Source organism: Cyanobium sp. Aljojuca 7A6 (assembly GCF_024346455.1).
Taxonomy (GTDB): domain Bacteria; phylum Cyanobacteriota; class Cyanobacteriia; order PCC-6307; family Cyanobiaceae; genus Cyanobium.
This window is the reverse complement of sequence record NZ_JAGQCY010000020.1, coordinates 1-22,005: the sequence shown is the minus strand read 5'-3', so window position 1 is coordinate 22,005 and position 22,005 is coordinate 1. Positions and strand designations below refer to the sequence as shown.

The window sequence follows — 22,005 nt, the reverse complement described above, 5'->3', positions numbered from 1 at the left end:
CGCCGATGCTGAGTCTGTCGATGATCGTGCGCAACGAAGCGGAGCGGCTGGAGCGCTGCCTGCATTCGGTGGCCGGCTTCGTGGACGAGGTGGTGGTGGTGGACACCGGGTCCGACGACAACACGGCAGCGATCGCCGCCAACTGCGGCGCCAGGGTGCACCACCTGGCCTGGCCGGGGGACTTCGCCCCCGCCCGCAACCACGCCCTGGATCTGGTGCGGGGCGATTGGGTGCTGGTGCTGGATGCCGACGAGTGGCTGCGGCCCGAGGCCCGCTCCCCGCTGCGCGCCCTGATGGAGCAGCCCCAGGTGCTGCTGATCAACCTGCTGCGCCAGGAAGTGGGGGCCGCCCAGTCCCCGTTCTCCAGTGTCAGCCGCCTGTTCCGCCGCCATCCCGCGATCCGCTGGAGCCGCCGCTATCACGCCATGGTCGACGACAGCGTGGCCGCCTTGCTGGAGCAGGAGCCCCACTGGCAGGTGCTGGCCTGTGGGGAAACGGCCCTGGGGCACGAGGGCTACCGCCCGGACCTGCTGGCGGCCTCCGGCAAGGCTGAGCGCCTGCGTCAGGCCATGGAGGCGGAGCTTGCGGCCAGGCCCGGTGACCCCTACGCCTGCGCCAAGCTCGGCGCCCTGGAGGTGAGCCAGGGCCAGCGCGCCAGGGGCATCGCCCTGCTGGAGGAGGGCCTGGCCCAGGTTGGCGCCAGGTCGGTCGCCGAGCACTACGAACTGCTGCTCCACCTCGCCATCGCCCGCAGCCCTGGGGAGCCCGCCGCCGCCGCCGCCCTCTACCGCCAGGCCCTGGACCTGCCCCTGGAGGAGCGACTCACCCTGGGGGCTCGGCTCAACCTCGGGGCCCTGCTGTTGCGCCAGGGGGCCCTGGAGGAGGCGGCGGCCCTGACGGCGGACGTGACCCGCCTCTGCCCGGAGCTCCCCCTGGCTTGGTTCAACCTGGGCCTGATCGAGCGGCAGCGGGGCCGGCCGCTGGAAGCGATCACCGCCTACCGGCAGGCCCTGGCCCTGGCACCGGAGCACGCCGACGCCCAGCGCAACCTGGCGGCCGCCTTGCTGCTGGCGGGCGACATTCCCGGGGCCCGGGATGGCTTCCGCCGGGCGATCGCCTTGCTGGAAAGCCAGGGCCAGCCGCAGCAGGCCAGCGAGCTGGCCCAACGGGCCGGCGCCCTCGTCCGGCTGGACGCCTGATGGACAGCCCACTGCCACTGCCACTGGCGGGCCGCACGGTCGCCGTGACCCGGGCCGAAACCCAGCTGGGCGCGGCCCGCCAGCTGTTCGAGCAGGCCGGCGCCAGCGTCATTGACCTGCCGGCCCTGGTGATCGCCCCTCCCGATCTCTGGGGCCCCCTCGACGATGCCCTGGCGGAACTGGACCAGTTCCACTGGATCGTCTTCTCGAGTGCCAACGGGGTGGACGCGGTGGAGCAGCGGCTGGTGCGGCAGGGATCCTGCCTGGGCCGCAGACCAAGGGGGGTTCGGCTGGCCGCGGTGGGGCGTAAGACCGCCCAGACATTGGAGGACCTGGGAGCCCCCGCCGATTTTGTACCTCCGGCCTTCGTGGCCGACAGCCTGATCGAGCACTTCCCCGTGTCGGGCTGGGGGCAGCGGCTGCTGCTGCCGCGGGTGCAGAGCGGCGGGCGCACGCTGCTGGCCGAAGCCTTCGCCGCGGCCGGAGCCCGGGTGGTGGAGGTGGCCGCCTACGAGACGCGCTGTCCAGCGGTGCTGCCCACCGGGGCCCTGCAGGCCCTGGAACGGCGCGGGCTCGATGCCATCACGTTCAGCAGCGGCAAGACGGTGGAGCACACCGCCCAGCTGCTGGCCGGCAGCTTCGGCGACGCCTGGATCCAGCAGCTGGAGGGGGTGCAGGTGATCTCGATCGGCCCCCAGACCAGTCAGCGCTGCCTGGAGCGGCTTGGACGGGTGGATGGGGAAGCAGACCCCCACGACCTGGAGGGTCTGGTGGCGGCCTGCAGCCTGGCCCTCAGAGGTCGACCTTGACCTTGCGACTGCCGCTCTGCAGGATCAGCTGACCGTTGGCCACATCCACCGCAGCCACGCTCCAGCCGGCGGGCAGCAGATCGGTGTTGCGTCCACCCCGGTCGCCCCGGCGCAGGCTGCCGCTGAGTTGCTTGTAGGTCACCACCGCTTCGCGCTGGCCGCCGCTGTCAATCACGCCGGTGACGCGGAAGTCCTGAAGAAAGGCCGGTGGAGGGAGCGATGCTGCCGCCCCACCGCCGGCCGCGGCTGCCGCACCCCCCGGGGCCAGCTGCGGCACCAGGGCACCGAACGGATCCTTGCGGCCCACTGGGAAAGCCGCCACCACCTGCTGGGAGGTGGGCAGAGGGGTCAGCCCAGCGGGTACGGCCCCTGAGGCCACCGCGGCAGGGACCGGCCTGGGCGGAGCTGGCGGCGGTGGGGCTTCCACCGTGGGGGCGGCAGCGCATCCGGCGAGCACAAGGGGCGCCAGCGCCCAGAGGCCGAAGTGGCCGTTACCCTTTTTCCACCAGGTCGCGAAATCGGTCAAGGTTGGCCTGCAATTCTCTGGTGACGATGCCCCCCATGATGGTGGGTTCCATCAGGGGCGCAAGCGCACCAGGCAGTTCATAGCTCACTGTGAGCTTGACGGCCGTAAGGTCAGGCCCGAGGGGATAGAAGCGCACGCCTCCCTTGGTGGGCAGGCCACCCACCGATTCCCAGTGCAGCCTCTGCAAGTCGACCCGCTCGGTGATCCGGGCCTTCCAGTGGAAACGGAAGCCCTGGGCCGCCAGCGTCCAGTCGGTGAGGTCGGGGTCGTCGAGGGTGACGACCGATTCGATCCAACGCATCCAGCGGGGCATGGCCTCCAGATCACTCCAAACCTCCCAGACCCTGGCCACCGGGGCCTGGATCTCGGTGGTGACGCTGTGCTCGAGCCATTTGCCCATGGGTTCGCTCCTAGGCCACCGCCGCGCAGGTGGCCAGGGCCACGGGCTGGTTCAGGATCGCAGCGGCCGCGAGCCGACCGCTCATCGTGGCGCCCTCCATCGAGTCGATGTAGTCCTGGCGGGTGTAGCTGCCGGCGAGAAAGAAATTGGCCACGGGGGTGCGCTGATCGGGGCGGAAGGGCTCCATGCCGGGGGCTTCCCGGTAGAGCGACTGGGCCAGTTTCACCACGTTGCTCCAGACGAGCTGCAACCCCGCGGCCGAGGGAAACAATTCACGCACCTGGCGATCGGTGTGGGCGACGATCTCCTCGGTTTTCAACGGGATCCAGGGATCACCAGGGGTGAGCACGCACTGCAGCAGGGAGCCCAGCCCCTCCCGCCGGTAATCGGCAGGGCTGGCCAGGGCCAGATCGGCGAAGCAGCTGAAGTCCGCATCGGCCGTGTAAAGCAGATTGTCGAGACCGGCCGGGCGGCTCAGATCGGCGCGGCGGGCCTGGGGGCCGGCCCCGTCACCCAATTCGGTCACCCAGCCGTCGTAACGGAGCTGCACAGTGGCCACCGGCACCGTTTCCAGCCGGTCGATGGCGGCGAACTCAGGGAAACGGCGCCAGGCCTGGGGCAGCAGTCGCTGGGCTCCGGGCACGTCGCAGGCGGCCAGGTAGACGTCGGCCTCCACCCGCTTTTCACCCTCCGGGGTGCCCAGCAGCAGGGAGGTGACGACGGTCTGGCCGTCGCGCTCCTCGTGGCGGACCTCGCTGACCCGGTGGCGCAGGTGCAGGCGGCCGCCCCTGGCCTGGATGTAGTCAAGGATCGGACCGGTCAGCCAGCGGTGGGGGGACCCCTTGAGCAGGTTGAGCTTGGAAGCCTCTGTCCGGGAGGCGAACATCATGAAGATGGTGAGCATGCAGCGGGCCGAGATGGCCTCGCAATCGATGAATCCCAGCGCGTAGGCAATCGGGTTCCAGAGCCTCTTCAGGCTCCTGGGGCTGCCCCCATGGCTCAAAAACCATTGCTGGAAACTGATCGCATCCAGCGAGCGGATCACCTTCATGGCCCCGTCGTAATCGACCAGCCCCCGGACGATCGGGCTGGTGCCGAGCGCCAGGGCATTGCGCAGCTTGTCGATCCAGTCGAGCTGGGACGTGGTGAAAAAGGCCTTGAGGCCGTTGAACGGAGCCCCCACAGGAAAACGGAAATCCAGGGCCCGCAGGTCCCCGCCGCGGTTGACGAACAGGTGCCAGTGCTCCTTGGGCAGGAGATTGTCGAAGGCACCCACCTTGCGCATCAGAGCAAAAAGGTTGGCGTAGTTGAAGAAGAAGACGTGCAGGCCCATCTCGATGTGGTTGCCGTCCGGGTCCTCCCAGCTGCCGACCTTGCCCCCCATGAACGGACGGGATTCGTAGAGGTCCACCGCATGACCGGCGTCGACCAGATCGACGGCTGCGCTCAGACCGGCCAGACCCGCACCCACGATGGCAACCCGCACCCTTGGAGTCCCGCGAAGGTCCTGACTCTATGGACTGGAGCCCACCCACCGAGGATGGTTCTCCATAGAGTGGATTCTCACCGCGTCGTCCGGCGGCCCGATCCCTCCCCTCCGACCCCCCAACGCCCGATGAGCAGCCCCGTTCAGGCCCCCAGCGCCGCCCCCACGTCCAGCGCCCCGCCAACCACCACGGCCACGGCCGGTGTCGACGGCAAGGGCATCCTGATCACCGAGCCCGCCATGCGCCAGCTCGGTACCCTGATGGCCTCGCAAGGGGGCGACAAGGTGCTGCGGGTGGGCGTGCGCTCCGGCGGCTGCAGCGGCATGAGCTACACGATGGATTTCATCGAGGGCGCGGAAATCCTGGGCGACGACGAGACCTACACCTACGAACCTTCCGGTGCGCCGAGTTTCCGGGTCGTCTGTGACCCCAAGAGCCTGCTGTACATCTACGGCATGCAGCTGGATTTCTCTTCGGCACTGATTGGCGGCGGCTTCAACTTCACCAATCCCAACGCCTCCCAGACCTGCGGCTGCGGCAGTTCCTTCGCCGTCTGAGCCCGGTCTTGCCGCTGGCGCCACGGCCCCATGGCGTGGGAGTCTGACGGACCCCACCTAGCCACCCCCCGCCGCCATGACGGCCCCGCAGGACTCCCGCTTCGACCAGGCCATCGCCCGCTACCAGCAGGGGGCGGCGCCCGAAGACCTGATTGATGAGTTCCTGCAGATCACGGCCCAGGAACCGCGCCAGTCGGCGGGCTGGACCTGCCTGGCCTGGTTGCAGTTGCTGCTCGACCAGCCCCAGGCGGCGCTGCCCTCGGCCCGCCACGCGGTGAAACTCAATCCGCAGGACCCCCAGGCCCGGATCAACCTGAGCGTGGCCATGCTCGAGACCGGCGCCAAGGGGGTGAGGGAGCACATCGACGTTGTGAAGCGTGTGATGCTGATGGCCCCCGAGCTGGCCGGCGAACTGCAGGGCTCGATCGCCGACGGGCTGCAGCGGCGGCCAGGCTGGCAGGCCCTGGAGAAGGTGAAGGCCTGGCTCAGCTGAGTGCCGACCGGCCCTGGGCGAGGGTTTCCAGCACGGCTTCTGCGATGCGCCGCGAGCCCCCCGCCGGCCCGACCCGCTCCAGGGCCGCCTGGGCACAGCGCTCGGGCAGGTCGGCATCGGCCAGAAGCCGCAGGATCAGCGCCGCGGCCTCCTGAAGCTCGCCGCTTTCGGCCGGACGGCGCCCCACGGTGTGGACCGTGGGACCCAGCAGTCGCATCTGGGATTCGGCGAAGGCATAGCTGAACTGGGGACCGCGTCCCACCAGCTGCACCACCGGCAGTCCGAACCCCACCGCCTGCTCCACGGCGGTGCCGGCCATGCCCACCACCAGATCACTGGCGGCCAGAATCGACGCCAGGGCCCCCGGAAGCAGCCGCACCTCGAGATCGCCGGCGGCGGAGCGCAGCACCCCATCGGACAGATGCCAGCCGATCGACGCGGCCAGGGGTTCCAGCTCCCGCCAGCGCGGGCTCTCCACCACGGCGACGAGGAAACGCCAGCGGCCATCTCCGGCCAGGCCCCCCAGCTGGCTGCATAGCCGCAACATCAGCATCAGGTTATGCAGCGCCTCCGGGAAGCGGCTGCCCGGCACCAACGCCAGGGTTCGGGTGCCCGGCTGGCGGGCCACCTGGCCGGGGTCCGGGGGTGGCAGATCCATGATCGGGTAACCGCAGAACAGGGCCTTGGCCAGGCCCTGGGCCTGGAGGTCGGCGGCGGTGAAGGCATCACGGGTCAACACCAGCCGCACCCGCCGGCGGCGACAACACCAGCGGGTGAGGGCGGAGAGCCGAAGCCGGCCCTCGTAAAAGCTGGAGGTGGAGACCAGGAACACCACCGTCGGCCGCCCGGTGAGCAGGGCGAAGATCAGGGGGACATGGTCACCGATGCTCACCACCAGGTCGTAGTAACGGCCCTGGCGCCAGGCCGCCCAGAGCTGGGCCACGCTCTGCTGCAGCCAGCCGGCCGCCAGATCCTTCCAGATGTTGAGGCCCTGGTACACCATGCCCCCGGACGGCAGGGTCCGGCCCTGGAACAGGAGCGGCAGGCCCCGGCCTCCATAGGCCGAGCCGGCACCGACGATCGGCAGGGCCGCCAGTTCCAGCCCGGGCGAGCACTGGCGCAGACCGTCGGCGATCAACCCCCCATTGAGATCCTCCCCATGACCGTTGCTGATCAGCAGGATCCTGGGAGCAGGGGAAAGGGGCACACGGGACACCAAGTCCGGTCGAGTTTAGGTTTGGGCACAGCCGGGATTTCCGCCTCCTCCCGGTTCACCCCAACGGCATGAGCACTCCCGCCACGGGCCCCGGCGCCCAGCTGCGCCGCGTCCTCGACATCGTGCTGGTGGCCGACGTGTTTCTCGTGCTGGCCGGAGCCCTCTTCTTCGCCGTGGCGGTGGTGCTGCATGGCCAGCAGCTCAATGCCCCCCTGGAGCTCTTCCAGCAGCTGTGGCAACCGCTGTTCACCCCGGCGATCGGCCTGCTGATGGCCGCAGCGCTGCTCAGCGGCGCTCTGGGCTGGTGGCAGCGGCGAGGGCAGCGCTGAGATCGGTGAACTGGAAGTGGAAGCCCTGGGCCAGCAGCCGTTCGGGCTTCACCTGCTGCCCCTCCAGCACCACCTTGGCGCCATCACCGAGCAGCAGTTGCAGCAGGGGGCCAGGCACGGGCAACAGGCTGGGACGCCCGAGGACACGGCCGAGGGTGGAGGCGAAAATGGCCATCCGGGTGGGCTCCGGGGCCACGGCGTTGTAGGGGCCGGCGTAGGCGGCCTCTTCCAGGGCGGTGGCGATCAGCCGGCAGAGATCGTGCCGCTGAATCCAGCTCATCCATTGCTGGCCGCTGCCCACCGGCCCGCCGAACCCGGCGCGGAACACGGGCAGCATCTTGCCGAGGGCCCCGCCATCGGGTCCGATGACAATGCCGACCCGCAACACCACGACGCGGCAGGCCTCGGGAGCGACCTGGGTGGCGGCTTCCCAGCGAGCGCAGAGTCGGGCCAGGAAATCGTCACCCGGCGCGCTGGCCTCCGTGAAGCACCCGTCCAGGCTCGTGCCGTAGTAGCCGACGGCCGATCCGCTCACCAGCACCGAGGGAGGCTTGGCCAGCCCCGCCATGGCGCGCACCAGCTGCGAGGTGGTGACCAGGCGGCTATCGAGCAGGCGCTGGCGGTAGGCAGGCGTCCAGCGCTGGTCGGCAATCGACTCACCGGCCAGGTTGACCACCCCATCGGCCGCTTCCAGCGCCTCGAGCAGTGGGGGCTGGCTCCAGCTGGCCGGATCGGCCAGATCGAAGCAGAGGTTGGTGATCCTGGGATCGGCCGCCTCGCTGGCCGGCCGGGGCCGCCGGCTCACCAGGGTGAGCTGGTGGCCGAGGTTGAGCAGGAACGGCACCAGCTCCCGGCCGACGAAACCCGTGCATCCGAGCAGAAGCAATCGCATGCCTACAGGTCCGTCGCAATCCATTGCCGAGGTTAGGTTCCGGCAGCCCTAACCTGAGCCGATCGCACCTTCCCAAGATGGCTGACTCCACGCCTGCCGCTGCCCCGAGCCTCAAGAAGGGTGCCCTGGTGAGGGTGAACAGAACGGCCTACACCAACAGCCTCGAGGCCGGAGCCAGTGATCCGGTGGCCCCCGGCTATCTGTTCGAGGGGCCGGGGGAGATCCTCGCCATCCAGGGGAGTTACGCCCAGCTGCGCTGGAGCCGGCCCGTTCCAGATGTGTGGTTGCGGCTCGACCAGCTCGAAGCGATGCCCGCCGCCTAAAGCTCCACCCGGCGCCGTTCCTCCTTCAGCCGGCTGCGCCGCAGCCTGGCTTCGCGCAGCATCTCCTTGCCGTCATGGAGGTAGCTGTCCACATACCCCATGGTGTAGCGCTCCAGCTCCACCAGGGCATCCTGCACCTGGCTGAGGCAGTGGTACAGGCTGAGACCGAAACCCCTGGCCGCCGCCGGGCAGGCCCTGGAGCGGTAGAGGGCCTCCACCTTCTCCATCCGTGAGCGGCTCTGTTCAAGGAAGGTACAGAACGCCGCCATCAGGTCGTCGTCGTAGGGATCGGCCGCCAGGGAGCGCAACTGGGCCGGAAAGGGATTGATCACCTGGCCAATCAACCGGTCGATCGGCACGTAAACCTGCTGGAGCCAGCTCAGCAACTCCTCGTCGCTGGCCGCCCCGGCGCCACGGCGTGGGCCTGAACCATGTCCACCGGAGCGCGGCGAAACCGCCGCCCCCAGCCCGGCGCCGTGGTCGTAATGGCGGCGACGGTCCCCGTCCCTGAGCACCTCCCAGGCGGCATTGAGGGCCAGGATCGTGCGCTGATCACCGCCGGCATCCGGATGGTGCCGTTTGACGAGGGCTCGGTAGGCGGCCTTGATCTCGGCGGTGGTGGCCCCGGGGGCGACCCCAAGGGTGGCGTAGTGGTCGGCTGGGATCCTGGCCATGCGCTGGGCGCGCCATCTGGACCCAGCATCGCCGATGGGCCAGGTCGATGGCGCCCATGAAAAAGCCCCCCTCGAAAAGGGGGGCAGGGGGTTGTGAGGAAGCGTGAAACCAGAGAATCAGAACCTGAACTGGGTCTGGATCAGGCCACCGAGCACGCTGCTTGACTGGCCAGCGGTGGTGAACTGACCGTTGGGGCGGCTCAGATAGAACAGAGCCGGGGTCACACTGATGTTGTCGGTGACCTGGAACCGGTACCACCACTCCCAGGCGTAGTTGCCGTCCTGGGGGGTCTCGCCGTTGCGCAGCGAGGTGGCAAACACCGGCTGACCCACAGCCATGCCGAGGGCATTGCCCTTCATGAACGCGTCAGACCACTGCAGGCCCACACTCCAGGACTGGCTGGCGGCGCGGTTGGTCGACTCACTGAAGGTGGGGACCCGGCTGAAGCCGTTAGGCACGGTCACCGTGGTGCGTCCGACCCGAACCGTTGAGGTCAGGGGGTTCAGCTCTGGCTGGGTCATGGCGTTGTAGCCCCAGCCCAGGTTGATGGAGGGGATCCAGCCACTCTTTTTGGGCTGCCAGGCCAGGGTCGTGGCGAAGTTGTTCGAGTAGGAGGCACTGCCGCCGTTGTTCTCGAAGCCAGCGGGGGTGGTGATGTTGGTGCAGTCCACGCCAGGCTGGGCGAACTGGGTGCCCCTGCGGAAGTTGGTTCCACACTGGACATAGCTCCAGGCAAAGGCGAAACGCCATTGCTTGCCAGCGATGCCGGCCTGGGTGGTCCAGGTGCCGCCACTGCGCTCAGTCAGCAGACCACCCTGGTTGGGGTTGCCGTTGTCGCCTCTGGGGGCGACGTAGGCCGTGGAGAGCGCGAAGAAGGGCTTGCCCTTCTTGACATTCTGCTTCCACATCAGGCCGAAGGTGGAGCCGGTGGCCTTGTTGTAGGTGCCGGGAGCACCGTGCAGCGTGAAGACATCAAGGATGCCGCCGTTGTAGAACCAGGGCGTGATCGCCAGGAACTCGGTGTTCCGGGCTTTGGCGCCGAGAAGGGCCGTGAAGTCGCGGCCGATCGGGAAGCGGTAGTACAGACGATCGATGGAAACGATGTCGTTGCCGGTGCTGCCGGCAGCATTGCCAACGTTGGAGGAGAAGGCCCGATCCAGGGCCATCAGGTTGTAAGGGTTGCCGCCGAAGGGGCTGTTCTGGAAGTTGCCGGCCCTCAGACGGGTGTAGAGCAGGTCCTTACCGGTGAAGCTGGTGAGGAGGTTGAGGCGGAGGTCATAGTTGAAAACCGTGCCGCCCCAGTCGCGACGGTTGTTGGCGGGGAAGCGGTTCGCATTGGCGTTGGTGGCCGGCAACGCGCTGTTGGGATTAGCACCCAAGGGCAGGAAAGCCGCGGTGTTCGGGTTGCCCTGGCTGCCGCCGAAGCTGTTGGCACCGATCACGAAGACGGCATCACCCTGGAGCTTGGTGGTGGTGGAGAACTGGGTGGCTTCCAGCTCACCCACCTTGGCCTCCAGGCCATCCACCCGGCCGCGCAGCACGGCGAGTTCCTTCTCGAACTCGTCCATCAGGCGCTTGAGCTCGTCGGTCACTTCGGTGATCCGGTCGAGGCAGGCGTTCAGCAGGGCCGCCGCTTCGTAGCGGGTCATGGCCTGGCCGCCCTTGAAGGTGCCGTTGGGATAGCCGGCGACGCAGCCGTAACGGTCCACCAGGTTGGAAAGGGCCTGGAAAGCCCAGTCAGTGGGCTTGACGTCGGAAAACTGGTTGACGCTCGTGACCTGGTTCTGGGCTTCCCAGGCCTTGAAGCGATCGATGTCCTGCTGCTCCATGTAGGTGGAGATCTCTGCCCGCTGGGTGGGGGAGATCTCACCGGCGGAAGCGGCAAGTGGCGACAGCAGCCCAAGGGCTACCGGTGCCAGCAGAAATTGCTGGAAGGGTTTCATTGGTCCTCACACCAAAAAGAGGAATCCCCGCAAGGGGGACGGCGCAAAGGTATCGGAATCCATCCGCCCTGCTGCAAGGCCGCAGCACACCGGCTGGTGTTGCAGCCGACATGGCACCCCATGGGTAAGCCCCCCTGGAAAGGGGGGCGGAGGGTTGTGTGTGAGGAAGGCTGAACGGGACGCTCAGAACCTGAACTGGGTCTGAATCAGGCCTCCGAACACGCTGCTTGACTCGCCGGCGGTGGTGAACTGGCCGTTCGGCCTGCTCAGGTAGAAGATGGCCGGGGTCACGCTGATGTTGTCGGTGACCTGGAACTGGTACCACCACTCCCAGACGAAGTTGCCGTCCTGGGGCGTCTCGCCATTGCGCAGCGAGGTCGCGAACACGGGCTGACCCACGGCCATGCCGGCCTGGTTGCCCTTCATGAACACATCCGACCATTGCAGACCCACGCTCCAGGACTGGCTGGCGCCGCGGTTCGCCGACTGGTTGAAGGTCGGAACCGTGCTGAAGCCGGTGGGAACGTTCACCGTGGTGGCTCCGATCCGGACCGCCTGGGTCTGGGGGTTCAGCTCGGGCTGGGTCATGGCGTTGTAGCCCCAGCCCAGGCTGATCGAGGGGATCCAGCTGCTGGTCTTGGGACGCCACGCGAAGGTGGTGGCGAAGTTGTTGGAGTACGCGGCGCTGTTGCCGAAGTTCTCCGAACCCAGGAAGTTGTTGTTGATGCTGGTGCAGCCGACGGCCGGCTGGGCGAAGGAACTGCCGCGGCGGAAGTTCTGGCCGCACTGGACATAGCTCCAGGCGAAGGCAAAGCGCCACTGCTGGCCGGACACGCCGGCCTGGGTGGTCCAGGTGCCGCGGCTGCGCTCATTCAGCAGGCCACCCTGATTCGGGTTGCCGTTGTCAGCATTGGGGGCGACATAAGCCGTGGAGACCGCGAAGAAGGGCTTGCCCTTCTGCACGTTCTGCTTCCACATCAGGCCGAAGGTCGCGCCGGTGGACTTGTTATACGCGCCCGGTGCTCCATGCAAGGTGAAGACATCGAGGATGTCGGACTTGTAGAACCAGGGTGAGATAGCAAGAAATTCAGTGGCCCGAGCCTTCGGGCCGATCATGGCGGTGAAGTCCTTGCCGATGGGGAAGCGGTAGTAGAGACGGTCAATGAAAACGGTGTCGGCACCGGCGGTGGGAGCGGTGAGCTTGTCCAGCGCCATCAAGTTGTAAGGGTTGCCATTGAAGGGGCTGTTGTTGGCGTTGCCGCTGCGCAGCCGGGTGTACAGCAGATCCTTGCCAGTGAAGCTGGTGAGGAAATTGAGGCGAACGTCGTAGTTGAAGACCGTTGCTCCCCAGTTGCGGCGGTTGTTGGCGGGGAAGGCATTGGCGGCAGCAGCCGGAATTCCGGCTGCGGGGTTTGGCAGGCTCTGGTTGCCACCAAAGGAGTTGGCACCGATCACGAAGGTGGCTTCACCCTGGAGCTTGGTGGTGGTGGAGAACTGGGTGGCTTCCAGCTCACCCACCTTGGCCTCCAGGCCATCCACACGGCCGCGCAGCACGGCGAGTTCCTTCTCGAACTCGGCCATCAGGCGCTTGAGCTCGTCGGTCACTTCGGTGATCCGGTCGAGGCAGGCGTTCAGCAGGGCCGCCGCTTCGTAGCGGGTCATGGCCTGGCCGCCCTTGTAGGTGCCGTTCGGGTAGCCGGCGACGCAGCCGTAGCGCTCGATCAGGTTCGAAAGGGCCTGGAAGGCCCAGTCGGTGGGCTTGACGTCGGAAAACTGGTTGACGCTCGTGACCTGGTTCTGAGCTTCCCAGGCCTTGAAGCGATCGATGTCCTGCTGCTCCATGTAGGTGGAGATCTCTGCCCGCTGGCTGGGGGAGATTTCACCGGCGGAAGCGGCAAGTGGCGACAGCAGCCCAAGGGCTACCGGTGCCAGCAGAAATTGCTGGAAGGGTTTCATTGGTCCTCACACCAAAAAGAGGAATCCCCGCAAGGGGAAGCCCAAAGGTATGGCCAGGGAGCGAGGGCCAATCAGCACCCATCACAGGCACAGGTAGCGATTGGTACAGGCTGAAGTCTTCGTCAACTCGTGATCATATGGTCAACAAAAAGCCCGGCTGCAAAGCAGCCGGGCAGGAGAGAGGACGTTTTGTGAGGGGGATTGATCCTGAGGGATCAGAACTTGAAGGTGGTCTTGATGAAGCCGCCGAAGTTGTTAAACTCGCTTCCGCCAGCACCAGTAGGAACGCCGCCAATACCGACGTTCTTGGAGACCTGACCCAGCGGAGCGCTCAGGTAGTAGAGCGCCGGGGTCACGCTGATGTTGTCGGTGACCTGGAACTTGTACCACCACTCCCAGGCATAGTTGCCATCAACGATGGCGGTGGCGGCGGCTGGGCCACCGAAGACGGCGTTGCCACCGCTGACAGCCGTGAGGAAGGTGGGCTGACCCACGGCCATACCGGCGGAGTTGCCCTTGATGAACACATCATCCCACTGCAGGCCCACGTACCAAGACTGGCTGGTGGCCTTGGTGATGCCGGTGGTGGAGACGAGCCCCCCGTCGGCGAAGTTGGTGCCGTTGAAGTTGCTGGTGTTGATGCCCCAGCCGGTGCTGATCGAGGGGATCCAACCGGAGTTGCTGGGCTGCCAGTAGCCGCTGATGCCAACCGAGTTGGTGGCATTCGAGTTCAAGAAGAGGGTGTTGGCCAGAGGCGTGGCGTTGCCGGCATAGGTACCTGCACCACCCGAGGAGTAGGTGTAGGCCGCCGCGAGGCCCCAGTTGGAGCCGGTGTAAGCGACTTGGGCCGTACCCGTCTGGGCGGAACAGGCGTTGCCGATGCCACCGCAGTTCGCCGTGCCGGCGATCGGGTTGCCCGAGTCGCCGTTGGCGGAGACGTAGTTGGCGCTGACGCTGAAGCCGCCGCTCTTCCACCACAGACCGCCACCAGCACCCAGGTTGAGGCTGTAGGTGCCGGGGGCACCGGCGTAGGTGAAGATGTCAAGGACAGTGTCAGCCGGGTAAGCGGACGGCCAGACGGCCAGCATGTCGTCCTGACGGACCCGACCACCGATGGTGGCGGTGAAGTTGCTGCCCAGGGGGAACTGGTAGAAGAGACGGTTGATGGCGACCACGTCACCGCAGTCGACCCCAAGGCCGCAGTTCTCTTCAAAGGCAGTTTCCGTAGCGTTCAGACCAACGACCGGACCACCGGCCCATGGGCCTTGGGCAAAGTTACCGGCGCGCAGGCGGGTGCGCAGGAGGTCCTTACCAGTGAAGCTGGTGTCGAAGTTGAGCTGGATGTCGTAGTTGAACGCCGTGGCGCCCTGGCTCTGACGGGCCTGGTTCGCCCAGGTGTTAGGGACGAAAAGAGCAGGGAAGTTGGCACCGAAGGCGCCAGGGACCAGAACGGGGACGTTCGGCACACCTGGAGTGATCACACCGTTAGGAGCGATTGTGGCGGCCGAAGTCCCGAAGAAAGCAGAAGCGGCAGGGCTCACCCGAGCATTTCCGCCGTAGCTGTTGGCACCCATGATGAAGGTGGCCTTACCGGTCAGCTTCGTGGTGGTGGAAAACTGGGTGGCTTCAAGCTCACCCACCTTGGCCTCCAGGCCATCCACACGGCCGCGCAGCACGGCGAGTTCCTTCTCGAACTCGGCCATCAGGCGCTTGAGCTCGTCGGTCACTTCGGTGATCCGGTCGAGGCAGGCGTTCAGCAGGGCCGCCGCTTCGTAGCGGGTCATGGCCTGGCCGCCCTTGTAGGTGCCGTTCGGGTAGCCGGCGACGCAGCCGTAGCGCTCGATCAGGTTCGAAAGGGCCTGGAAGGCCCAGTCGGTGGGCTTGACGTCGGAAAACTGGTTGATGCTGGTGACTTGCTCCTCGGCGGCGTACTTGTTGATGCCGTCGATGTTGAGCTCAGCTGCCTGGACCGCCACAGGGGCGAGCAGGCCGAGGGCTGCGGGAGCAACCAGCAGTTGCTGGAAGAGTTTCATGGGTTCCTCACACGGAAGCGGCGCAATGCGCCAAACGAAGAATCACCCAGGTGGACCTGACCATCCAGGGTCCATGTGCCAGAAAACACAACGTCCGGTACCCGGGGGTGCTGCCAGAGTGCCGCCCATGAAAGCCCTTTGGGCGGCGCTGCCCTTCCTGCCCCTGTTGCTGACGGCGGCGCCGCGCAGCTTTCTGGCCCACGACGAGGGCTACTACGCCCTGCAGGCCCGCTGGATCACCGAGAGCGGCCAGTGGCTGGCGCCCCCCTGGTGGGACCAGGTCGTCTTCGATCGCACCATCGGTCTGCCCTGGCTGATCGCCGCGGCCTACCGGCTGCTGGGGATGGGCCCCTGGGTGGCCCATCTGCCGTCCCTGGTCGCCGCCGTGGCCTCCCTGCTGCTGACCGCGGCCCTGGCCAGGCGCCTGCTGGGTGGCGAGCGCACCGGCTGGCTGGCCGCGGCTGTGCTGGCGCTCACCCCCCTGTGGCTCGACTACGCCCACCTGGCCAGCCAGGACATGCCACTGCTGGCCTTGGAGCTGCTGGGAATCCTGGCCCTGCTGCGGGCCGGTGACAGCCCACAACGGCACTGGACACTCCTGGCCGGAGCCTGGATCGGCCCGGCCTTCCTGATCAAGGGCTTCATGGTGGCGCTGCCCGTGCTGGCCCTGCTGCCCTTCGCCCTGCTGGAGCGCCAGCCCGTGCTGCGGCGGCCCGCCTTCTGGCTCGGCCTCGCCCTGGGCTGGCTGCCGGTGGCCCTCTGGCTGGGCCTGAGTCTGAAGGTGCTCGGCCTGCCGGTGGTGGCGGGCCTGTGGCAGAAGCTGCTCTACCTCTCGGAGAGCGACGTCTACAGCGCCGGTCCGCTCTATTACCTCTGGAGCCTGCCAGCCAACACCTTCCCCTGGAGCCTGTTCGCCCTGGCGGGCTGGCGCGGCTGGCTGGCCGCGCCGATGGACCGGACCCGGCGCCTGCTGTTACTGCTCTATCCGCTGCTGATGCTTCTTCTTCTCAGCGCCTTCCGTACCAAGACCACCTATTACGGGTTGCAGCTCACCCCCTTTGTCGCCCTGGCGGCAACAGCCGGCCTGCGCTCCTGGAGCAGGGGGGGCGGCAGGGGCGCCCGCTGGGCGGGCCTGGGCCTCGCTGGCCTGGGAGTTGTCCTGGTCCTGGCGGCGGCGTTGGTGCTGTGGCCGGGAACGCCTGCCGGGGTCCTGGTGGCCAATGGGGTGGCCGCCCTTGCGCCGGCGCCGGCTCTCTTTGCCGTGGCGGCGGCATGCCTGGGGCTGGCCTGGGCCCTGGTGCCCTGGTGTGGCCGTGGCCGGCGCCGACTGGGGGCCCTGCTGATCGGTCCCTGGCTGGCCCTGGCCGTGCTCGTTCAGGCTGGCTTGTTCACGGACAGAAGCCCCCTGCAGCGCCAGGCCCTGACGCGCCCTGAGGCGGCGGCGGCCCTGGCGGCCGGGCCGATCGCGGCCGTGGCGGGCACCCCCCTCAGCGGCGGTGAACACGCGGGGCTGATCCTGGTGGCCCTGGCCAGCCCCAGGCTGATTCCCCGCCTCAGCCCACCGGAACGGGTTCCCCCTGGGGAGCGGGTGTGGATCCGGCGTCAGGAGCTGCCGGCCAGATGGCCCGTGCGGCTGCAGGCCCCCGAGCTGGAGCCCTGGGTGCTGGCCGAAGCGTCAGGGAGGGCCCGATGAGGCTGGCGCGCGGTCGGGACGGTTGGATCCTGCTGGGGTTGTGGCTGGCGGGGCTGCTCCTTGATGCCCTCTGGCTGCAGCGCCACGGCCAGCCGCCGGCCTGGGATCAGGGGGAACACCTGAGCCGCGCCCTGGGGGTGTGGCAGGTACTCGGCGAGGCCGCTCCCTTGGATCCGCTTTGGTGGCAACGGCTCTGGGCCGAAACCCCCACCTACCGAGGGCCCTTCACCTACCTGGTGACGGCACCGGTGTTCAGCCTGCTGGGGCCCGGGTATGGCAGCGCGATCCTCTCCAACGGCCTGTTCCAGGCCCTGCTGCTGGGGAGCCTGTACGGCCTTGGTCGCCTGGCCCACAGCCGCGCCGCCGGCCTCTGGGCCGCCTTTCTCTGCGGCGTCTCCCCGGCCCTGCTCAACCAGCGCAGCGACTATCTGATCGATTTCAGCCTGACGGCCGTTCTCACCGCCACCTGGTGGGTGCTGACCGTGCGGGTGCTCGCCCGCCCCCGGCACCCCTGGCTCTGGAGCCTGGGCGGGGGCCTGGGCCTCGGGGCCGTCGTTCTGACGCGCCCGACCGGCCTGGTGATGCTCTGGCTGCCCCTGCTGGGCCTGGCCTGGATGGCCCTCGTTCCCCTGCGCCAACGTGGCCGCAAGGCCCGCTTCGGCCGGCTGGCCCAGCTGCTGCTGGCCGCCGCCGCCGCCACGGCCGTGGCCTGGCCCTGGTGGAGCCAGAACTGGCTGACGATCCTCTCCACCGTCAACAAGGCCCGCCAGTGGGGGGTGCTGTATCAGGACGGCCTGGAGGCGAACACCCTGGCGGGCTGGCTGTTTTACCCCCGTCTGCTGCCCACAATGGCCGGGGCCGCGCTGGTGGCGGTGGTGATGGCGGGAGGGTTGCTGAGCTGGTGGCCCCGCCGCGGCACCCCAGCCTCCCGTTCGCCCTGGCCACAGATCGCCTGGTGGCTCAGCTTTCCGCTCGGGGCCCTGCTGCTGGCCACCCTGATGAGCACCAAGGATTTCCGCTTCGTGCTGCCCCTGGTTCCCCAGCTGTGCCTCGGCCTGGGGATCGTGCTGGCCTCGGCCGCCGGGCGCTGGACAACCGCCTGGCGGCTGGCGGTGGTGGGGATCGGGGTCTGGGGAGCCCTGGCCAGCCAGTTCGCCCTGGCGGCCAACCCCACCGGGTTCCCGCCGCGACCCCCCATCGCCGGCCCCGCCTGGCCCCTGGAGGCGATCGTGGCCACGATCCGGCAGCGCAGTCCGCACCAACTCTCCACCCTGGCGGTGCTGCCGGACAGCCAGGGCCTGAACGCCTTCAACCTCGACGCCGAAGGTCGCCGTCAGGCCTTCCGCGTCGCCGCCCGCCAGACCGTGGCTCCCCTCGACCAGCTCAACGGCGACCTGGCCGGCTTCGACTGGTTCCTGCTCAAGGGGGGCGATCAGGGGGTGATGAGCGACGCCCGCCAGGCCGCCCTGGATGGGATGGTGCGCCGATCGCCGGCGTTCCAGGCCGCCGGCCGCTGGCCCCTGCCCGACGGCAGCAGCGCCGAACTCTTCAAGAGGCGGGACCTGAGCCTGGAAGTGACGCCGGTGGCCTGCGGGCCGGATCCCAGCCTCCAGCTGGATCTCAGCGTCGAGCCGCCCTCTCTGCGGCCAGGCCGCGAGGCGGTGCTGGTGAGCCGCCTGCGGGGGCCGGCGGCGGTGCTGCACGACGGCCTGCTGTTGCTCGACTGGCGGCCGGAATCCGCCGAAGCTGGCCTGCCGAACTGGCGCCACGACCGCGGCATCGGCCAGGGGATGGTGCGAGCTGGTTCTTCCGCCTGCCTGGAGGTCCGCGAACGCCTGGCCCTGGTGGTGCCGGCGGGGCTGCCCGACGGGTCCTACCGGCTGGGGGCCCGCGCCACGGACCGCCAGGGGAGGCCGCTGGCCCTGCGCAGTGCGCCGCTCACGCTGACAGTGGCGGCGGAGGCTGGCGGCGCCGGTGGGCAAGACGGCGGGGCGCCCCCGAACCGCATCGACCAGCTGCTCGCGCTGGGGAGACTGCTGCGCCGGGGTGAGCTGGATCTGCTGTTCCGGCAGGTGGGTCAGATCAACCAGCGCGATCCCCAGCAGATCTATCTCTCCCAGGGGGAGCGACTGCTGCGGGCCCGGCTCCAGGAGCGCCCTGCCGACGCCGGTGGGGGCGATCTTGAGGACCTCTATGGTCTGGCCCTGGCCCAGGCGCTGCAGCGGCACGCCGATGGGGCCGTCGACACCCTGCAGCGCATTGTGTCCCTCGAACCCACCAATCCCCATGCCCTGATGGCCCTCGGCTTCGTGCAGCTCTACCGCTTCCACCCCGGCCAGGCCCAGGTGGCGCTCGATGCCGCCGCCCGGCTCGACCCCGGTAACCGCACCCTGCGGACCCTGCGGGCCGTGGCCAGCGGCCTGCGGCTGGACGTGGCCGGCACCCTGGCCCTGCTGCGATGAACGGCACGCTCCAGCCCGAGGGGCTGCAACGGTTCCACCGCCGCAACCGCGCCTATTACGAGGACCTGGACCGTCTGCACCAGGTGCTGGTCGCTCCAGGCCTGAGGGTGCTCGAGATCGGCTGCGGCCTTGGGGATCTGCTGGCCGCCACCCGCCCGAGCCACGGGGTGGGGATCGAGCGCGACCCCGCCATCGCCGCCGCCGCCGGGACGGCCCATCCCCATCTGCGCATCGTCTGCGCCGAAGCGGCGGCCATCACCCCGGAGGCGATCGGGGAGAGCGAGCCCTTCGATGTGATTCTTCTCGCCAACACCCTCAACACCCTCGAGGACGTGCAGGGGGTGATCGAGCGGCTGGCGGCGTTCTGCCATGACCGCACCCGACTGGTGGTGAGTTTCCACAACTGGCTGTGGCAGCCCCTGCTGAAGACGGCGGAAACCCTGGGCCTGCGCCAGCCCCAGCCCCCCGAGAGCTGGCTCACCCCCAGGGACGTGCAGAACCTGCTCGACCTGGCCGGCTGGGAGGTGCTCAAGCAAGGGCACCGCTGCCTGCTGCCCCGACGCATTCCCCTGCTCGGCCCCCTGGCCAACCGCTGGCTGAGCCAGCTGCCCGTGCTGGAACAGTTCGGGCTCACCCACTGGCTGGTGGCCCGTCCTGCCACCCCGGCCCAGCGCCTGCCCAGCGTCAGTGTGGTGATCCCGGCCCGCAACGAGGCGGGCAACATCGCCGCCGCCATCGACCGCATGCCCCTGCTGGGGTCGGCCACCGAGGTGCTGTTCGTGGAAGGGCACTCCTCCGATGACACCTGGGCGGAGATCGAGCGGGTCTGCGCGGCGTACAGCGGCCCGTTGCAGCTGCGCGCCCTGCGCCAGAGCGGCCGCGGCAAGGCGGATGCCGTCTGGCTGGGCTTTGACCAGGCCGGAGGAGAGGTGCTGATGATCCTGGATGCGGACCTCACCGTGCGCCCCGAAGACCTGCCCCGCTTCTACAAGGCCCTGGCCGAGGGCCGGGGAGAGTTCGTCAACGGCTGCCGGCTGGTGTATCCCCGCACCAGCGCCGCCATGCCACCGCTGAACACGGCCGCCAACCGTTTCTTCGCCGCGGCCTTCTCCTGGCTGCTGCGCCAGCGGCTGAAGGACACCCTTTGCGGCACCAAGGTGATCTGGAAGGCCGACTACGAGCGCCTCAAGGCGGGGCGCGCCTACTTCGGCGATTTCGACCCCTTTGGCGATTTCGACCTGCTCTTCGGTGCCTCCAAGCTGAATCTCAAGATCGTGGAGGTGCCCGTGCGCTATCAGGAGCGCAGTTACGGCAGCTCGAACATCGCCCACGTGAAGGAGGGGCTGATCCTGGCGAGGATGTGTCTCTATGCGGCCCAGAAGCTGCGCTTCACACCATGAGCGCGCCGGTGTGCAGCCCACGTCCGTGCCCTCGGCGGCGTCCCAGCCACTGATGAAAAAGCGCTGGTTCCTGGGGCTGGTGGCCACTCTGGTCCTCTACCTGGGGCTGAGCATCTGGTTCGGCTTCGCCAACGTGTTGCGCTCCCTGGCGGCGCTGCCCTGGTGGTGCTGGGGGCTGGTGGCGGCGCTGGTGGCCCTGGGCTATCTGCTGCTGTTTCAGCGCTGGCAGTTCTATCTGAGGCAGCTGGGACACTCCCTGCCCTGGCGTCCCAGCGGCAGGATCTACGCGGCCGGCCTCGCCCTGGTGGCCGCACCAGGGCGCAGCGGTGAGGCCCTGCGCGGGCTTTGGCTGCAGCGTCGCCACGGCATCCCGATGCAGGTGGGCGTGGGGGTGACTCTGGCGGAGCGGGTGACGGACCTGGCCGGAGCCCTGCTTGTGCTGGCCTGGGGGCTTGGGGGTCGCATCCTGCCTGCCCTTGTGGCCGGCGGTGGGACCCTGGCCATCGGCGCCTGGCTGCTGACCCACCCCGCCGCCCTGCGTCGCCTGGAAGCGTTCCTCGACCGGCTGCCGGCCCACCGGCGCTGGAGGGGACTGACCCGGCTGCTGCGGGAAGCCCTCGGAGCGGTGGGCCGTCTGCGCCGGCTGCTGCGTCCCTGGCCCCTGCTGGTGGGCACCGCCCTGGCGGGGCTGGTGTGGCTGATTGAGGCGGCGGCGCTGATGGGCCTCTTCCAGATGCTGGGGGATCCCCTGGCACTGACCCAGGCCGCTGTGATCCGCACGGCGATGGCCCTCGGCGGAGTTCTTTCCTTCCTGCCGGCAGGGGTCGGCACGGCGGAGGCCACGGCCATCGGCCTGGCGGTGGCCTTCGGCGTCGATCGATCGGCCGCTCTGGCGGTCACCCTGGTGCTGCGGGTGTGCACCGTGCTGCTGCCCACCGCGGTGGGATTGCTGGTGCTGGCCCGCCAGGTAGATAGAGCTCCATGAACGATGCCCCCGGCATCGTGATCTCCAGGGAACCTGGGGAACACGATGCCGGGGGCTCTCGCCGGGTCCGCTCTGGCGCGGAACCGATGGATCAGGAGTCAGCAGCCGTGATCAGCCGGCATTCTCCGCGATCAGCAGACCCTTGATGGGACAACTTGGGGTCATGGACACCTCCTCCTGTGGGTTGGATGCCAGCCGGCGACGCCTGCGGCGAGAACGAAAAACGACCGGGAAAAGAAGAATCACCAAAACAAACCGGCCGTGGAACCCATTGCATCCGTTTGCACGGAATGAGCGCCACAGGACCGGAAGTCGCGATGGACTCCAATCAGGCGTTTCCGTCGATCACCACGTCACTGCTGACGGAACTCGCCCATCGTAACCAGCTTTTTGGGCCAGCGCCGAGCGGATCGTCGCGGCAGCGGGGGTGAGGGCGGCCAATAAAAAGGCCCCTGCCAGGGGCCTGTGGATGAAAGGGAAAAGATCAGAGCGCGTTGCCGCGGGGCAGAACCTCTTCAGGGAAGATGAAGTTTTCGTGCGGCTGGTCGGCGGGGGCCATCCAGGCGCGCAGACCTTCGTTGAGCAGGATGTTCTTGGTGTAGAACGTCTCGAATTCAGGATCCTCCG

Annotated in this window: 20 protein-coding genes and 1 pseudogene; 11 read left to right on the top strand and 10 right to left on the bottom strand. The window is 68.3% G+C overall.

Features of this window, described 5'->3' with window-relative positions:
* Nucleotides 1–5 precede the first annotated feature (5 nt).
* Both KBY95_RS14510 and KBY95_RS14505 read left to right on the top strand, forming a co-directional pair.
* Nucleotides 6–1,199, top strand: a complete 1,194-nt coding sequence (locus tag KBY95_RS14510) for a glycosyltransferase (protein ID WP_254965878.1) — start codon at nt 6–8, stop codon at nt 1,197–1,199.
* On the top strand, nt 1,199–2,008 hold the full coding sequence (locus KBY95_RS14505; RefSeq protein ID WP_254965876.1) for a uroporphyrinogen-III synthase: 810 nt from the start codon (nt 1,199–1,201) through the stop codon (nt 2,006–2,008). The genes KBY95_RS14510 and KBY95_RS14505 overlap by 1 nt, the downstream gene beginning before the upstream one ends.
* Here the strand turns inward: KBY95_RS14505 and KBY95_RS14500 are convergent.
* The 3 genes from KBY95_RS14500 to zds are packed head-to-tail and all read right to left on the bottom strand — an operon-like array spanning nt 1,992 to nt 4,420.
* Nucleotides 1,992–2,534, bottom strand: a complete 543-nt coding sequence (locus KBY95_RS14500) for a hypothetical protein (protein ID WP_254965874.1) — start codon at nt 2,532–2,534, stop codon at nt 1,992–1,994. The genes KBY95_RS14505 and KBY95_RS14500 overlap by 17 nt on opposite strands.
* The gene (locus KBY95_RS14495; protein ID WP_254965872.1) at nt 2,500–2,934 is read right to left on the bottom strand and encodes an SRPBCC family protein; all 435 of its coding nucleotides are present in this window, start codon (nt 2,932–2,934) and stop codon (nt 2,500–2,502) included. Before KBY95_RS14495 ends, KBY95_RS14500 begins: the two co-directional genes overlap by 35 nt.
* A 10-nt stretch (nt 2,935–2,944) precedes the next feature.
* On the bottom strand, nt 2,945–4,420 hold the full coding sequence (zds, locus tag KBY95_RS14490) for a 9,9'-di-cis-zeta-carotene desaturase (protein ID WP_254965870.1): 1,476 nt from the start codon (nt 4,418–4,420) through the stop codon (nt 2,945–2,947).
* Nucleotides 4,421–4,549: 129 nt separating this feature from the next.
* Here zds and KBY95_RS14485 point away from each other — a divergent pair, with 129 nt between their 5' ends.
* The gene (locus tag KBY95_RS14485) at nt 4,550–4,978 is read left to right on the top strand and encodes an iron-sulfur cluster assembly accessory protein (protein ID WP_254965869.1); all 429 of its coding nucleotides are present in this window, start codon (nt 4,550–4,552) and stop codon (nt 4,976–4,978) included.
* A 76-nt stretch (nt 4,979–5,054) separates the two neighbouring features.
* Nucleotides 5,055–5,471 carry a hypothetical protein gene (locus KBY95_RS14480; RefSeq protein ID WP_254965868.1) on the top strand — a complete coding sequence of 139 codons (417 nt, stop codon included), beginning with the start codon at nt 5,055–5,057 and terminating at the stop codon, nt 5,469–5,471.
* Here the strand turns inward: KBY95_RS14480 and KBY95_RS14475 are convergent.
* Entirely contained in the window at nt 5,464–6,678 is a 1,215-nt protein-coding gene (locus KBY95_RS14475) for a lipid-A-disaccharide synthase-related protein (protein ID WP_254965865.1), read from the bottom strand. The two genes, KBY95_RS14480 and KBY95_RS14475, sit on opposite strands and share 8 nt — an antisense overlap.
* 77 nt (nt 6,679–6,755) lie before the next feature.
* On the opposite strand from KBY95_RS14475, the gene KBY95_RS14470 reads away from it, so the two are divergent.
* Nucleotides 6,756–7,016, top strand: coding sequence for a hypothetical protein (locus KBY95_RS14470; RefSeq protein WP_254965863.1), 261 nt, complete (start codon nt 6,756–6,758; stop codon nt 7,014–7,016).
* On the opposite strand, the gene KBY95_RS14465 is transcribed toward KBY95_RS14470, so the two are convergent.
* On the bottom strand, nt 6,973–7,908 hold the full coding sequence (locus tag KBY95_RS14465; RefSeq protein ID WP_254965862.1) for a TIGR01777 family oxidoreductase: 936 nt from the start codon (nt 7,906–7,908) through the stop codon (nt 6,973–6,975). The genes KBY95_RS14470 and KBY95_RS14465 overlap by 44 nt on opposite strands.
* A 77-nt stretch (nt 7,909–7,985) precedes the next feature.
* Between KBY95_RS14465 and ndhO the strand changes: the two genes are divergently transcribed.
* Nucleotides 7,986–8,231, top strand: a complete 246-nt coding sequence (ndhO, locus tag KBY95_RS14460; protein WP_254965860.1) for an NAD(P)H-quinone oxidoreductase subunit O — start codon at nt 7,986–7,988, stop codon at nt 8,229–8,231.
* Here the strand turns inward: ndhO and KBY95_RS14455 are convergent.
* From KBY95_RS14455 to KBY95_RS14440, 4 genes are all read right to left on the bottom strand, one after another.
* Nucleotides 8,228–8,905, bottom strand: a complete 678-nt coding sequence (locus KBY95_RS14455; protein WP_254965858.1) for a J domain-containing protein — start codon at nt 8,903–8,905, stop codon at nt 8,228–8,230. The genes ndhO and KBY95_RS14455 overlap by 4 nt on opposite strands.
* A 117-nt stretch (nt 8,906–9,022) precedes the next feature.
* A complete protein-coding gene (locus tag KBY95_RS14450) occupies nt 9,023–10,849 on the bottom strand; it encodes an iron uptake porin (protein ID WP_254965857.1) in 1,827 nt (608 codons plus the stop codon).
* 183 nt (nt 10,850–11,032) lie between these two features.
* Nucleotides 11,033–12,805: an iron uptake porin gene (locus KBY95_RS14445; RefSeq protein ID WP_254965856.1), complete on the bottom strand. Its 1,773-nt coding sequence runs from the start codon at nt 12,803–12,805 to the stop codon at nt 11,033–11,035.
* Nucleotides 12,806–13,020: 215 nt separating this feature from the next.
* Nucleotides 13,021–14,838: an iron uptake porin gene (locus KBY95_RS14440; protein WP_254965855.1), complete on the bottom strand. Its 1,818-nt coding sequence runs from the start codon at nt 14,836–14,838 to the stop codon at nt 13,021–13,023.
* 127 nt (nt 14,839–14,965) lie between these two features.
* On the opposite strand from KBY95_RS14440, the gene KBY95_RS14435 reads away from it, so the two are divergent.
* From KBY95_RS14435 to KBY95_RS14415, 5 genes are all read left to right on the top strand, one after another.
* On the top strand, nt 14,966–16,531 hold the full coding sequence (locus KBY95_RS14435; RefSeq protein WP_254965854.1) for a glycosyltransferase family 39 protein: 1,566 nt from the start codon (nt 14,966–14,968) through the stop codon (nt 16,529–16,531).
* On the top strand, nt 16,528–18,993 hold the full coding sequence (locus KBY95_RS14430) for a hypothetical protein (RefSeq protein ID WP_254965853.1): 2,466 nt from the start codon (nt 16,528–16,530) through the stop codon (nt 18,991–18,993). Before KBY95_RS14435 ends, KBY95_RS14430 begins: the two co-directional genes overlap by 4 nt.
* The gene (locus KBY95_RS14425) at nt 18,990–20,393 is read left to right on the top strand and encodes a glycosyltransferase (protein ID WP_254965852.1); all 1,404 of its coding nucleotides are present in this window, start codon (nt 18,990–18,992) and stop codon (nt 20,391–20,393) included. The genes KBY95_RS14430 and KBY95_RS14425 overlap by 4 nt, the downstream gene beginning before the upstream one ends.
* 52 nt (nt 20,394–20,445) lie before the next feature.
* A complete protein-coding gene (locus KBY95_RS14420; protein ID WP_254965851.1) occupies nt 20,446–21,378 on the top strand; it encodes a lysylphosphatidylglycerol synthase transmembrane domain-containing protein in 933 nt (310 codons plus the stop codon).
* 188 nt (nt 21,379–21,566) lie between these two features.
* Nucleotides 21,567–21,809 (top strand): hypothetical protein, encoded by a 243-nt coding sequence (locus KBY95_RS14415; RefSeq protein WP_254965850.1) that lies wholly within the window; start codon nt 21,567–21,569, stop codon nt 21,807–21,809.
* Between the two features lie 53 nt (nt 21,810–21,862).
* Here KBY95_RS14415 and KBY95_RS14410 read toward each other — a convergent pair.
* Nucleotides 21,863–22,005, bottom strand: a pseudogene (locus KBY95_RS14410) (photosystem II D2 protein (photosystem q(a) protein)); the annotation flags it as partial.

Excerpts from the sequence above, each read along its gene's own strand:
- KBY95_RS14510 (WP_254965878.1), top strand. The coding sequence starts at position 6 with ATGCTGAGTCTGTCGATGATCGTGCGCAACGAAGCGGAGCGGCTGGAG.
- KBY95_RS14505 (WP_254965876.1), top strand. The coding sequence starts at position 1,199 with ATGGACAGCCCACTGCCACTGCCACTGGCGGGCCGCACGGTCGCCGTG.
- KBY95_RS14495 (WP_254965872.1), bottom strand. The coding sequence starts at position 2,934 with ATGGGCAAATGGCTCGAGCACAGCGTCACCACCGAGATCCAGGCCCCG.
- KBY95_RS14485 (WP_254965869.1), top strand. The coding sequence starts at position 4,550 with ATGAGCAGCCCCGTTCAGGCCCCCAGCGCCGCCCCCACGTCCAGCGCC.
- KBY95_RS14480 (WP_254965868.1), top strand. The coding sequence starts at position 5,055 with ATGACGGCCCCGCAGGACTCCCGCTTCGACCAGGCCATCGCCCGCTAC.
- KBY95_RS14470 (WP_254965863.1), top strand. The coding sequence starts at position 6,756 with ATGAGCACTCCCGCCACGGGCCCCGGCGCCCAGCTGCGCCGCGTCCTC.
- KBY95_RS14465 (WP_254965862.1), bottom strand. The coding sequence starts at position 7,908 with ATGCGATTGCTTCTGCTCGGATGCACGGGTTTCGTCGGCCGGGAGCTG.
- ndhO (WP_254965860.1), top strand. The coding sequence starts at position 7,986 with ATGGCTGACTCCACGCCTGCCGCTGCCCCGAGCCTCAAGAAGGGTGCC.
- KBY95_RS14455 (WP_254965858.1), bottom strand. The coding sequence starts at position 8,905 with ATGGCCAGGATCCCAGCCGACCACTACGCCACCCTTGGGGTCGCCCCC.
- KBY95_RS14450 (WP_254965857.1), bottom strand. The coding sequence starts at position 10,849 with ATGAAACCCTTCCAGCAATTTCTGCTGGCACCGGTAGCCCTTGGGCTG.
- KBY95_RS14445 (WP_254965856.1), bottom strand. The coding sequence starts at position 12,805 with ATGAAACCCTTCCAGCAATTTCTGCTGGCACCGGTAGCCCTTGGGCTG.
- KBY95_RS14440 (WP_254965855.1), bottom strand. The coding sequence starts at position 14,838 with ATGAAACTCTTCCAGCAACTGCTGGTTGCTCCCGCAGCCCTCGGCCTG.
- KBY95_RS14435 (WP_254965854.1), top strand. The coding sequence starts at position 14,966 with ATGAAAGCCCTTTGGGCGGCGCTGCCCTTCCTGCCCCTGTTGCTGACG.
- KBY95_RS14430 (WP_254965853.1), top strand. The coding sequence starts at position 16,528 with ATGAGGCTGGCGCGCGGTCGGGACGGTTGGATCCTGCTGGGGTTGTGG.
- KBY95_RS14425 (WP_254965852.1), top strand. The coding sequence starts at position 18,990 with ATGAACGGCACGCTCCAGCCCGAGGGGCTGCAACGGTTCCACCGCCGC.
- KBY95_RS14420 (WP_254965851.1), top strand. The coding sequence starts at position 20,446 with ATGAAAAAGCGCTGGTTCCTGGGGCTGGTGGCCACTCTGGTCCTCTAC.
- KBY95_RS14415 (WP_254965850.1), top strand. The coding sequence starts at position 21,567 with ATGCCAGCCGGCGACGCCTGCGGCGAGAACGAAAAACGACCGGGAAAA.